The organism is Stenotrophomonas sp. STEN063 (assembly GCF_056854515.1).
The window spans coordinates 1-12,204 of record NZ_JBXFWF010000039.1; the positions used below are offsets into that span (position 1 = coordinate 1).

The window sequence follows — 12,204 nt, forward strand, 5'->3', positions numbered from 1 at the left end:
CCGCGCCGATGGTAGTGCAGCCTAAGCTGTGCGAGAGTAGGTCATCGTCAGGGTTTTATCTAAGAACCCCGCTGCTCACGCAGCGGGGTTTGTCTTTTTATGTAAGCCAGGGGTTTTACAGCCTGGCTTCAGTTCCGCAAGGAAACGCATTGGAGCTGGCGCAACGCGCTGCTCAAACCGTCTTCCTGATGAAAACAGCGCTATGGAACCACCCGATCCCATCCCGAACTCGGAAGTGAAACGTAGCCGCGCCGATGGTAGTGCAGCCTAAGCTGTGCGAGAGTAGGTCATCGTCAGGATTCAAACCAAAAACCCCGCTGCCAGAAGCAGCGGGGTTTTTCTTTGTGCGAAATAGCGGCACACGTGCACTTGTAGGAGCGGCGTAAGCCGCGAAGCTCATAGAAACAACGATGCGGAAAGGCTTGAGCGAAGCCAGAAGCTAAAAGCCAAAGCTCCCCTCATCCCAACCCTTCTCCCGCGGACGGGAGAAGGGCTAAAACAACAGCAAGAGCGACGGTCAAAGCCAAAGCCAAAAGTCAAAGCCAAAGCCAAAAGCCAAAAGCCAAAAGCCAAAGCCAAAAGCCAAAAGCCAAAAGCCAAAAGCCAAAAGCCTTGGGGTTCTGTAGGAGCTGCTTGGAATGCCCCTGCCGAACATGGTTCGGCACTACGGGTTCGCGGGGCCTTGGTGAACCGTCACGAAAACCGTCGGTGACTCAAAGGCTCGCTGTCACCGTAGACGCACAATCGCCGCTGTCATCAGCCTGTTCGAACCAGGTGTTTACCGCACCCGATAGACGATCCAGGCGCATCGGCAATGTCAGGTGGTCCTCGGCGGCGACTTCAAGATAGCGCGCGTGCGGCGCGGCCGCGGCCAATGCGCGGCCCTGTGCTACCGGAATGTGCTCGTCGTCGCGGCCGTGTATCAACAGGACGCAGGCGGGAACCTGTGCCAAGGCTTGACCGACGTCCACGTGGTCCAGATTGAGGCCCAGTTTGCGATCGGTCGTGGCGATTGCTTCGTCCAGACCGCGGCCACCGTACTGCCAGCGCGCCAGCGGCAGGGCGACATAGTCGCTCCAACGTTCCGCAGGCTTGGCCAGCATGTGCGGGACCATCGTGCGGATTGCTTCGCCGGCGTTGTCGAAGGATTCCATCGCCACGACGCTGCGCAGCTGCGGGCCTAGTTCGCGTGCGGCGAAGATCGCGGTAGCGGCGCCGTAGGAGACACCGAGCAGATGCACCGGGCCGGTGACCTGGCCTTCGCTCTTCAGAGCTCTCAATGCGGCGACCACATCCTCGCCTTCGCGGGTGCCATAGCCGGAAAGTGCATGACCGGAACGACCGTGATTGCGCAGATCCAGGGCGATAGTGCGGTAGCCCTGCTGCGCCAATTCCAGCGACCACGGCATCAGCGAACCGCCATCCATCATCCAGCCATGCAGCAGGATCACCGTACCGCGTGGCTGTGTGTGGGTTTCGATGTCCGGTGCCGAGGCGTCCAGCGAAAACTCCGGGAAGCGCTTGCCCTTGCCCAGATAACGGTAGTCCAGGCGGTAGTCGCCCGGCTCGAACGACACCCAATGCAGGGCGACGCCATCGCTGCCGGTAACGCTGCCTTGCTGATGTGGCAGGCGGGCGAGCAGGGCATCGATGCGTTCAGTGGGGACCAGCGGTGATGTGCCACCAGGTGCCGCCAAGCGCTCACTGAGCGACAGCGGGGGGACGGGGGATGAGAGGGCAAAGCCGGCCAGCATCACGCAGACGCCAGCCAGCGCCAGCGAACGAAGCATGGCGGGAACCGGTGTGGGGAGCCTGCCACGGTAGTCACAAAGCGGCGCTGCATCTACCTCGTGGCGATGACAGGCAGATGACCGTTGTGTGGTGTTTGGGTTGCGGGGGCCTACTGATCAGGCGCCCGCTCAACAAAGGGCGGTATGACAGGTTTGCACAGTTGTCTGTGGGAGCGGCATAAGCCGCGACGCAGATCAAGCATCCGCTATCTGCAATAGGGAATTGCAGTTTATGCGGTCAAAGCGAGTGCGCTTGCGAGTGCTTGTAGGAACGGCGTGAGCCGAGAAGCAGGTAATGCGTCCGCTACATATGGGTTGGCAATCGCAGCTTTTTTGTGTGATCGGAGCAACGCCGCCTGCGGCCGATGGCCGCCCCGCTACCGCAAAGAAGCGAAATGCTGCCCTCACCCCAACCCCTCTCCCGCGAACGGGAGAGGGGCTTCAAGCGCAGCGTTGCGGGTGGTCGACGTTGTCGTCGGCACCCGCCGCTGTTGTTACCTGGATCAGAAGCGCTGCTGGTACTTCATGTACATGAAACGACCGATGTCGAAGCCACCGTAGTAGGTGAAGCTGCTGTTCGGCTGGCTGTACATGATCGGACCTTCGTGCTTGAAAACGTTGTTGACGCCCAGCGACACGGTGCCGTTCCACGGCATGGCATAACGCACCTGCAGGTCGTGGAAGGTGTTGGAGCCCAGCTTGCGGCTCGGCTGCATGTCGGTGTACGCCGACTGGAAGTCCGGCATGTTGCACTCCGGGCCACCGTCCAGATCGTAGGAACACTTCTCCTTCATGCTGGAGTAGTAACGGGTGGTCCAGCTCGCGCCGAAGTTGCCGTTCTGCCAATCCAGCGTCAGGTTGGAGCGCACGCGGAAGTTGCCTTCCCAACCCGTGAACTCTTCGACCGGGGTGGTGGCTACGTTGTCGCTCTTGCGCGACAGGTAGTCCACGTACGTGGTGTTCCAACGCAGCGACAGCTGGCCGTAGGCCATTTCCGGCAGACGGTAACGGACGCCGAGGTCATAGCCAGCGGTTTCCTGGTAACCGGCGTTGTTCAAGGAACGGTTCATGCCGCTGACCTGGCCCTTGTTGGCGCCGGAGCTGTAGCGGGTGAAGCGGTCGCAGGCCGAGCTGATGTTCTGCACGTAGCACTGGTTGAGGATGTCGGTGGCCGACTCGCCAACGATCACGTCATCGATGCGGATCTTCCACCAGTCCAGGCTCAGGTCCAGGCCGCTGACGAAGTCCGGGCTGTAGACCAGGCCGACGGTCCAGGTCTTGGCAGTTTCCGGCTTCAGCGCGGCGTTGGAGCCGGAGGTGAAGTCGGTGACGGCCTGTACGCCGGAGGTCGTGGCCAGTTCGCCGTCGCCGGTCTTCTGGCGGAAGTCGACACCCAGGCCGGCAGCGCTGCAGCGTGCAGCTACTTCAGCATTGCGTGCGGCTGCACCGAACGAACGGTCGCAGGGATCGGTGACGCGGTCACGGGTGGTGACGGTGCCACCGTACAAGTCGTCCACGGTCGGCGCACGGAAGCCGGTGCCGTAGGTGGCGCGGACCAGCAAGGTGTCGATCGGCTTCCACTTCAGGCCGAACTTGCCGTTGGTGGTGCCACCGAAGTTGTTGTAGTCGGAATAGCGACCAGCCAGGTCCAACGATAGTTCACGTGCGAACGGCATGTCGGCCAGCAGCGGTACCTGCACTTCCAGGTAGACCTCGTCCAGCTTGTAGTCACCACGCGTCGGCGCGCCGCTGGTGCCGGCGATTTCGCCGTTCTGCACCATCAGGTCCGGGGTGTAGCTGGCTTCTTCGCTGCGATGCTCAACGCCCATCGCCGCCATGATGTCACCGGCCGGCAGGCTCGCCAGCGAGCCGGAGATGTTGGCGCTGACCACCTTGGTGGTGCTCCGCATTTCATCGGTGAAGCGGGTGAAGATGTAGTCGCGCACCGCCTTGTCGCTGAGCGAGCCGGGGGCGTTGCTGCCTGCCGGCGCCAGCGGATTCCACGGCACGCAACCTTCGATCACGTTGCCGAGGCTGCCGCAGCGGGCAACGCCGTTGGCGTCGATGAAGGACGGGCCGACGGCCAGGTTGACGTTCGGCTGGTACATGCTCTGCAGGCTGCGGCGCTCGCCTTCATTGCGGTTGAACATGTAGCTCACGTTCCAGTCCCAGAACCGCGAACCGGTCTCGAAGCTGCCTTCCAGGCCAAGGCTGGCGCGCTTGGTGGTCAGCGCGTTGTTGGTCACACGCGGGTATTCCTCGGTGCGACGCGAGAACAACACGTCCTTGCCCCAATGGTTGAACGCGCTCTCGGCCGAGAGTGCGGCACGTGCGCCGCTGGCTGCCTGTGCGGCCGACACCGAGTAGGGATAACCGGCGAGTTGCTTGACCGATTCGCGTTCGCTGTACAGAACGTCGGCGACAACGCGCAGATCGTCGGTGATCTGGAAACCACCATTGGCAAAGGCAGACTTGCGCTCCAGCGAGGAGAGCAGTGTCATGTTGGTCTTGGTGTTGGCGTAGGTCGCCGGGTCCGGCTTGTGGAAGTTGGCGACATCGGACGGATCGCCGCCGGGGCCAACGGTAAGCGGCTTGCCGTCAACGGTGACCGAACCCCACTGGGTATTGCCGTTCAGGCCATCAGCGCGATGGTAGGGGCCGTTGGGATAGGCGGTGAATTCGCGGGCGCCACCCAGGACCGGATCTTCCTTGGTCTTTTCGGCGCCAATGCTGAACCAGCCGCGGTCGAAGGTCTTGCCGAAATTGGCGCTGTAGGAGCGCTTCTGGCCGTCGCCTTCGCCGTACTGGCCGACATAGGCGCTGGCGTTGCCGCCGTCGAAGTTCTTGCGGGTGATGACGTTGACGACGCCGGCGATGGCGTCCGAGCCGTACAGTGCCGACGCACCGTCGGTCAGCACTTCAACGCGCTCGACGATGGCCGAGGGAATCGAACCGACGTCGGAGAAGCCGCCGGCGCTGACGCCCATGCGGCGGCCGTCGATCAGCACCAGGGTGCGCTCCGGGCCGAGGTTGCGCAGGCTGACATACATGCCGCCGTAGTCACGGCCGGACGACAGCGCCGAGGCGCGGCTCAGCGACGGTGCGCCGGCAGCGGTGACGTCCTGCAGGATGTCGGCGACGTTGACGTAGCCCTTCTTCTCGATTTCCGCACGGCTCAAGGCGATGACCGGCTGGGCGGTCTCAACGCTGGCTTGGCGGATGCGTGAACCGGTGATCTCGATGCGGTCCAGGGTGGTGGTGGTCTCGCCCGCATCCTGTGCGAACGCGGTGAGGCTGGAGCTGCCGAGCAACGCGAGGGTGATCGCGGAGCACAGTTTGGTCGACTTCAAATACATCGCTTTCGGTTTTCCTTTATACCAACTACAAAAAAAGCGCCCTTTTGGGGCGCCGTCACAGATGCATCACCGTTGGGGGAGGGACACAGCATCTGCCATCACAGCTCCGCTGGCCGCCGGGACTTGGGCGGGCGCGCATGATGACCGAAACCGATGGCTGCGTGAAGGTAGACTTTCCGCCAACCCACCTGCACAAGGGCAGGTGGGTTGTTTGCTGTGCGGGCTGCGCCGTGTTGAGTCAGGTTTCGCGCAAAGCGGTGGTGATGGGTAAACGCGCCGCGCGCAGCGCGGGGAACAGGCCGCCGACCAGGCCAATTCCCAACGCCCACTTCAATCCGCTCCACAACAGTGGTGGTGAGACCTTGAACTGGAACACCACCTGGCTGAAGTTGTTGCCCAGGGTTGAAACAGTGAAGTTGTTGAATGCCAGCCAGGCGACGGCACCGCCCAGCAGACCGCCCAGCAGGGCCAGCAGCATGGTTTCCAGCATCACGGCGGTAACCACCGGCACGCCACGGAAGCCGATTGCGCGCAGCGTTGCGATTTCCCGCGCACGGGTGGCGACGGCGGCATACATGGTGTTGAGTGCGCCGAATACCGCACCAACGGCCATGATCGCGCCGATCACCGTGCCCAGTACCTTGAGCAGTTTGTTCAAGCCGCCGCCCTGCTTGCGGTAATACTCGGCCGTGCTTTCGACATCGAGCTTGAGCCGCGGATCGCTGGCGACGGCTGCCTTGAAGCTCTCAAAGCCCTGCTTGCCCTCGGCGCGCACGCTGATCGATTGCCAGGCACTGCGGTTGTAGGTAGTGGCCAGCGTCTGCGCATCGGTCCACAACTCCGAGTCATGCGCATCGCCGGATTCGAAGATACCGACCACCGTCCAGGCTTGATTGCCCAGCATCAACTCCTTGCCAACCTCCAGGCCCTGGAACTGCTTCTGCGCCCCACGGCCGGCGACGATCTCACGCAGGCCCGCACCGAATCTGCGGCCTTCGACCAGCTTTACCTTGTCGTGCACGGCCCAGGCCTGCTCGCCGACACCACGGAACTGTGCGTTGACATCGGTGCCGTCGCCGCGCGAGGTGAGGTTGACTACCTGCGAGACTTCAGCAGACACCAGCGGCCGGCCATCTTCACCACGCTTCACGCCTGGCAGGGTTTCCAGCAAGGGCACCTGATCGCGGGTGATCACCGAGTTGGTCTCGGCCTGCGAGCCGCCGCGCAGGACGATGGCGGTGCTGTCATCACCGGTGCTTTCCAGTGTGGCCTGGAAGCCATGGCCCATCGCCAGCATCGCCACCAGCACGCCGACCACACCGGCGATACCGATCACGATCACCGATGAGGCGCCCCAACGCTGCGGCAGGCTGGCAAGGCCAATCCGGGTGGCAGCCAGTGCCAGCCGCCCGGTGCGCGTGAGAAGCAGCCACAGTGTGATCGCCACCGCGAGTACCGCCACACCGATCCATGGCAGCGCGATCCACACGCCAAGGCCAGCCACCAACAGCACGATCACCAGCGCATTCGAAAGAAAGTTCTTCATGTCGTTGTCCTCAGCGCCCGGCCAGTGCGTCGACGATCTTCAGGCGCTTGGCCCGCAGTGCCGGCAACACGCCCACCACCAAGCCGATCACCACGATCAGCACCAGTCCCACGATCCAGGTCTGTGCCGGCACGTGCGGCGGCAGCAGGCCCATGGTCTGCGGCGCCATCACCGGCAGCGCCAGCGCGGCGAGCCCCAGGCCGATCACACCGCCCAGGCCAACCAGTACGATGGATTCCACCATCACCAGCATCAGCATGGTGCCGTCCTTGAAGCCCAGCGTCTTCAGCGTGGCAAGTTCGGGCACGCGTTCACGCACGGCCTGGGCCATGGTGTTGCCGGTGAGCAGCAGCAAGGTGAAGAACACGGCACCCATGATCGAAGTGACGATCATGCCGATGTCGGCGAACTGCTTGATGAAAGCCTGCTGGAAGGCCGATTCGGTCTGGCTCTTGGTCTCGTGATCGGAGTTGGCCGAAATCGCGTCGATGGCCTGCGCCACACGTGAAGCATGATCCGGGTTGTCCAGACGCACGGTGTACCAGCTGACCTGGTTCTTGATGTAGTCGTTGGATTCGTCGAAGTACTTCCAGTTCATCATCAACTGGCGCTCTTCGTTGGCAGCGGTTGCGGTGTTCTTGGACTTGAAGGTACCAACCAGCTGCAGCGGCCAATCGTTGCTGCCACCACGCGGGAAGATGGTGGCCTGCAGCGGAATGGTGTCGCCGATCTTCCAGCCGAACTGCTTGGCCAGCGACTCACCGACGATGGCGCCGGTGCGCGTGTTGCGGAACGCCTCCACCTGTTCCTTGGAGATGTCGAACTCGGTCATCAGGTCGAAGTAGTTCGGTGCAACCGAGAAGTTCGGGAAGAAATTCTTCTGGTCCTGGTAGATGCCGCCGAACCACATGGCATAGGTGACGTCGTCGACGCCCTCGATCTGCCGTATCTGCGACTCCAGCCGGATCGGCAGTGATTGGGTGATGGACAGACGCGAGGCCACCACCAGGCGGTTGGCACCGGCCACGGTGCTGCCACCGCTGGCAAAGGCCACGCGCACCGAATCGAGCATGCCGAACAACAGGAAGGCGGTAACGATGGAGAGCAGGGTGAACAACGTACGCGTGCGGCTGCGGAATAGCTGCGCCCAGATCAATGAGAAGTACTTCATGGCCGTGCTCCTCAGTGCACCGGGGCGTCGACCAGCTCGCCCTTGTCCAGATGCACGGTGTGGGTGGCGTACTCGGCGGCCTTGGGATCATGGGTGACCATGATGATGGTCTTGCCGTGTTCGCGGTTGAGCAGCTGCAGCAGGCCCAGCACTTCCTCCGCGCTCTGGCGGTCGAGGTCGCCGGTGGGCTCGTCGCAGATCAGGAAAGTGGGATCGGAGACGATGGCGCGGGCGATGGCCACGCGCTGCTGCTGGCCGCCGGAGAGCTCGTTGGGCCGGTGATCGCGGCGATCCGCCAGGCCGACCAAGGTCAAGGCGATCTGCGCACGCCGCTTGCGGTCGCTGGCGCTGAGGTTGGTCAGCAGCAGCGGTAGCTCGACGTTCTTCTGCGCGCTGAGCATGGGCATCAGGTTGTAGAACTGGAACACGAAGCCAACGTGGTGGCTGCGCCAGGTGGAGAGCTGGCCCGCGCTGAGCTGGTCGATGCGCTGGTCTTCGATGTTGATCTCGCCACCGCTTGGGGTATCCAGGCCACCGATCAGGTTGAGCAGGGTGGTCTTGCCGGAACCGGAGGGTCCCATCAGCGCGACGAAGTCGCCACGGTCGATGTCCAGGTTGATGCCCTGCAGGACCTGCACTTTTTCCGGGCCACGCTGGTAGGTCTTGGTGATGTTGCGCAGGGAGACGAGGGTGCTCATGGATGATCCTCAGCAGTGACGCGGTGGTGTTTGATGTTGAGTGTTTGACGCCTGACGTGGGATTGCTTCGCTTTGCTTCTGTTCCCTCCCTTTGCCGAAGGCAAGGGGAGGGTTAGGGAGGGTGCTTTGGCTTTGGCTTTGGTTTTGGCTCTAGCTGTGGCTCTTGTCTTTGCTTCAGCTTCAGCTGTTGCCGTTGCTTTCCCCTCTCCCGCCTGCGGGAGAGGGGTAGGGGTGAGGGCTGCTTCTGCTTTGCTTCAGGTTTCTGCAGTAGCTCTGCTTCATGTGGCTTTCAAAGCCAAAGCCAAAGCCAAAGCCAAAGCCAAAGCCAAAGCCAAAGCCAAAGCCAAAGCACCCCTCCCCAACCCTCCCCTGCGCTCCGCGCAAGGGAGGGGGTAGAAGCAACAGCAAAAGCTCCACTTCAGTGCATCAAGTGATTCGTGCCATCGCAGCAAGGATCACAAGCCCGCGCTTACTTCTCCGCGCCTTCCAGCGCCACCTTGTCGCCATCCTTCAATTCCGCTGCAGGACTGAGCACCACTGTCTGCCCGGCACTCAATCCCGACAGCACCTGCTTGTCCTTGGCCAATACCTGGCCTACTTCCAGTGCCTGCTGTTTCACCTTGTCATCGGCCTGCACCACAAAGGCGACCGGCTTGCCATCACGTTCGACAATCGCAGCAGCCGGTACGCGCACGCCCTTCGGTGCTTCAGTGCCAGCGGCTGCGGCTTTCTCCAGGAAACTGACGCGTACGCCCATCTCCGGCACGATGCGTGGGTCCTTTGCTTCCAATGCCACACGTACCTTGACCGTCGCCTTGCCGCGGTCAGCGGTGGGAATGATGGCGATCACGTGGCCCGGAATCTTCCAGTCCGGATAGGCATTCAGCACGATTTCCACCGGCATTTTCGGCTGCACGCGGCCGATGAAGGCTTCGCCTACCTCCACTTCCACTTCCAGCGATTCCATGTCGACGATGGTGCCGATGCCGGTACGGGTGAAGCCGCCACCGGCCGACAGCGGCGAGACGATCTCGCCGGGCTGCGCGGCCTTGGCCGTGACCACGCCGGAGAACGGTGCACGCACCACGTTGTTGTCCACGCCCAGGTCGGCGATGGCCAGCGCATCCTGCGCGACCTTGGCGTTGTGGCGTGACGTTGCCAGCTGCGCGCGCAGGCTGTCGCGTGCGGCCACGGCCTGGTCATACTGCGAGCGTGAGACCAGTTGTTGGCCAACCAGCGACTGCAGGCGGCCCGCCTCAGCTTCGGCCTGGCGCAGCTGCGCCTGCAGGCCTTCGGTCTGGCTGCGGGCGGCATCGAGCTGGGCGGCGTTGAGGCTGCGTTGCGCGTTGGCATCGATCGGGTCCAGCGTGGCCATCACCTGGCCTTCTTCGACCCGCATGCCTTCCTCGATCATCACCTCGCGTACCTTGCCGGTGATCTTGGCCGAGACGGTCGCCATGCGCCGGGCAACCACGTAGCCGCTGGCGTCCAGCACCGAACTGTTGCCGGCACCGGCCTGGTTCATGGCTACCACGGGGGCGGTCTGCACCGTCACCGGCGGTTTGCCGCCCAACATGGCGCCAATGCCGAGTACCAGCAGCAGGGCTACTACCAGTCCGATCACGATCCACAACCAACGGCGCGACGGTGCCGGGCCACGCGGTGGCGGGGCGGAGCGGTCGATGCGGAGTTCCTTCAGCAGTTCAGCAGATGCATTCATGGGTAGCAGGACGGCGTGAGAGCGGGAATGTGACCGCAACTTAGCGTAATTCGCTGCGGCCGACAGTGATGGACCGGGACGGGCACATCATAGGCAGCACCCGCCCCGGCGCGCAGGTGACGGCTGTCATGTGCTTTGCCTGATCGGGTTCACTGGGGAGGCAGACATCGCCGACCTAATGTTGCGGCACTCCCGGAAGAAGGCGGCGGCAATGACGGCACATGGTGAAGTACTGGCAGGCCTACACGGCGTGCACAAGCATTACGGTGCAGTGCGGGCCCTGGATGGCGTTGATCTGGAGCTGCGGGCCGGGCAGGTGCTGGCGCTGCTTGGGCCAAATGGTGCAGGCAAGACCACCGCCATCAGCCTGATGCTGGGCCTGCTGCGGGCCGATGCCGGGCAGGTGCAGCTGTTCGGCCATGATCCGCAACAGCTGGCCGCGCGGCGTGGCATCGGGGTGATGCTGCAGAGTGCCGCGTTGCCGGAGACCTTGAACGTGGCCGAGCTGATCCAATTGTCGGCCAGCTACTACCCGTCCCCCCGCGACCTGGCGGATGTAGCCGCGCTGGCCGGTATCGAGGACCTGCTGAAGCGTCGCTACGGCAAGCTGTCCGGCGGGCAGCAGCGACGGGTTCAGTTCGCCCTTGCCGTGTGTGGGCGGCCACGGCTGCTGTTCCTGGACGAACCCACGGTTGGCCTCGACCTGCCGGCACGCCAGCAGCTGTGGGCGACGGTAAGGGCCCTGGTCGCCGAAGGCACCGCCGTGGTTTTGACCACTCACTATCTGGAGGAAGCAGAGCGCCTGGCCGATCGTGTCTGCGTGCTGTTGCGCGGACGCATCGTCAGCGACGGCAGCGTGGATGCACTGCGCGCACGGGTCATCCATCGCAGCATCCGCTGTGTCAGCACCTTGGATGCGGCGGTGCTGGCGTCCTGGCCGGGGGTGGTGCAGATCAGCCGGGACGGTGACTACCTGCAGCTGCGCAGCGACCGTGTCGAAAGCGTGGTGCGGCAACTATTGCAGGCAGACCCTGCGCTATCCGGACTGGAAGTGCAGCCGGCTGGCCTGGGCGAAGCATTCACCGATCTGACTGCAGCCGATGCTGCACAGACACAACGCGAGGCAGCCCGATGAACAGCCAATACCAATCCATGCTGCCGGTGATGTCGTCCCGCCAAGTGCTGGGTGCCTATCTGCAGGAGAGCCGTGCCGAATGCCTGCGCTATCTGCGCTACCCCGGGTTCGTGTTGCCGACATTACTTTTCCCGGCGGTGTTCTATCTGCTGTTCGCGGTGCTGCTCGGTCACACGCAGCCGGCCCAGGCCGCCCGCTTCCTGCTCGGCAGCTATGTCACCTTCGGCGTGATGGCGCCGGGCCTGTTCGGCTTTGGCATCGCGCTGGCGCTGGAACGTGACAACGGCCTGCTTACCCTCAAGCGCGCGATGCCGATGCCTCCGCTGGCCTATCTGCTCGGCAAGATGGTGATGGCGATGCTGACCGCGCTGGCCATCGTGGTGATCCTGCAGCTGTTGGCAACCACCGTGGCCGGGGTGCAGCTCAATGCCTCACAGATGCTGCGGCTGACCGCGGTGGCAACCCTGGGCACCTTGCCGTTCTGCGCACTGGGCCTGTTGCTGGGCACGCTGGCCAAGGGCAATGGTGCGGCCGCCGTGATCAACCTGGTTTACCTGCCGATGGCGGTGTTGTCGGGCCTGTGGTTTCCCTTGAAGGTGCTGCCGCCGCTGTTGCGGGACCTGGCGGTGATCTGGCCGAGTCATCATCTGAACATGTTGGCGCAGGGCGCATTGGACTTCGAGGTGGGCAGCGCGTGGCCGCACGTGCTGTGGCTGCTCGTATTCACGGTAGCCATCACGGCGGTGGCCGGTTGGCGTCTGCGCCGCCACGGCTGATGGCATCATTGC

The 12,204-nt window shown here is 63.3% G+C and carries 8 protein-coding genes and 1 rRNA gene; 3 read left to right on the plus strand and 6 right to left on the minus strand.

Going from position 1 to position 12,204, the window contains the following annotated elements; all coding sequences use genetic code 11:
- The first annotated feature begins 184 nt into the window (after window positions 1-184).
- A 5S ribosomal RNA gene (rrf, locus tag AC1VWL_RS11615) occupies window positions 185-299 on the plus strand.
- Between the two features lie 414 nt (window positions 300-713).
- On the opposite strand, the gene AC1VWL_RS11620 is transcribed toward rrf, so the two are convergent.
- From AC1VWL_RS11620 to AC1VWL_RS11645, 6 genes are all read right to left on the minus strand, one after another.
- Window positions 714-1,790, minus strand: coding sequence for an alpha/beta fold hydrolase (locus AC1VWL_RS11620; protein WP_482986793.1), 1,077 nt, complete (start codon window positions 1,788-1,790; stop codon window positions 714-716).
- Window positions 1,791-2,293: 503 nt separating this feature from the next.
- Window positions 2,294-5,146: a TonB-dependent receptor plug domain-containing protein gene (locus AC1VWL_RS11625; RefSeq protein WP_482986794.1), complete on the minus strand. Its 2,853-nt coding sequence runs from the start codon at window positions 5,144-5,146 to the stop codon at window positions 2,294-2,296.
- A gap of 238 nt (window positions 5,147-5,384) precedes the next feature.
- Entirely contained in the window at window positions 5,385-6,692 is a 1,308-nt protein-coding gene (locus AC1VWL_RS11630; RefSeq protein ID WP_482986795.1) for an ABC transporter permease, read from the minus strand.
- A gap of 10 nt (window positions 6,693-6,702) precedes the next feature.
- Window positions 6,703-7,863 (minus strand): ABC transporter permease, encoded by a 1,161-nt coding sequence (locus AC1VWL_RS11635; protein ID WP_482986796.1) that lies wholly within the window; start codon window positions 7,861-7,863, stop codon window positions 6,703-6,705.
- 11 nt (window positions 7,864-7,874) lie between these two features.
- Window positions 7,875-8,561, minus strand: a complete 687-nt coding sequence (locus AC1VWL_RS11640; protein ID WP_482986797.1) for an ABC transporter ATP-binding protein — start codon at window positions 8,559-8,561, stop codon at window positions 7,875-7,877.
- Window positions 8,562-9,030: 469 nt separating this feature from the next.
- Window positions 9,031-10,281: an efflux RND transporter periplasmic adaptor subunit gene (locus tag AC1VWL_RS11645; RefSeq protein ID WP_482986798.1), complete on the minus strand. Its 1,251-nt coding sequence runs from the start codon at window positions 10,279-10,281 to the stop codon at window positions 9,031-9,033.
- A gap of 211 nt (window positions 10,282-10,492) precedes the next feature.
- Here AC1VWL_RS11645 and AC1VWL_RS11650 point away from each other — a divergent pair, with 211 nt between their 5' ends.
- On the plus strand, window positions 10,493-11,416 hold the full coding sequence (locus tag AC1VWL_RS11650) for an ABC transporter ATP-binding protein (protein WP_482986799.1): 924 nt from the start codon (window positions 10,493-10,495) through the stop codon (window positions 11,414-11,416).
- Complete coding sequence (locus AC1VWL_RS11655; RefSeq protein ID WP_296252692.1) at window positions 11,413-12,192, plus strand: ABC transporter permease; 780 nt, start codon at window positions 11,413-11,415, stop codon at window positions 12,190-12,192. The genes AC1VWL_RS11650 and AC1VWL_RS11655 overlap by 4 nt, the downstream gene beginning before the upstream one ends.
- Window positions 12,193-12,204: the final 12 nt, after the last annotated feature.

What these genes read in the sequence shown, in the direction of transcription:
- AC1VWL_RS11630 (WP_482986795.1), bottom strand. Translation starts at nt 6,692, where the DNA reads ATGAAGAACTTTCTTTCGAATGCGCTGGTGATCGTGCTGTTGGTGGCT.
- AC1VWL_RS11645 (WP_482986798.1), bottom strand. Translation starts at nt 10,281, where the DNA reads ATGAATGCATCTGCTGAACTGCTGAAGGAACTCCGCATCGACCGCTCC.
- AC1VWL_RS11655 (WP_296252692.1), top strand. Translation starts at nt 11,413, where the DNA reads ATGAACAGCCAATACCAATCCATGCTGCCGGTGATGTCGTCCCGCCAA.
- AC1VWL_RS11625 (WP_482986794.1), bottom strand. Translation starts at nt 5,146, where the DNA reads ATGTATTTGAAGTCGACCAAACTGTGCTCCGCGATCACCCTCGCGTTG.
- AC1VWL_RS11635 (WP_482986796.1), bottom strand. Translation starts at nt 7,863, where the DNA reads ATGAAGTACTTCTCATTGATCTGGGCGCAGCTATTCCGCAGCCGCACG.
- AC1VWL_RS11650 (WP_482986799.1), top strand. Translation starts at nt 10,493, where the DNA reads ATGACGGCACATGGTGAAGTACTGGCAGGCCTACACGGCGTGCACAAG.
- AC1VWL_RS11640 (WP_482986797.1), bottom strand. Translation starts at nt 8,561, where the DNA reads ATGAGCACCCTCGTCTCCCTGCGCAACATCACCAAGACCTACCAGCGT.
- AC1VWL_RS11620 (WP_482986793.1), bottom strand. Translation starts at nt 1,790, where the DNA reads ATGCTTCGTTCGCTGGCGCTGGCTGGCGTCTGCGTGATGCTGGCCGGC.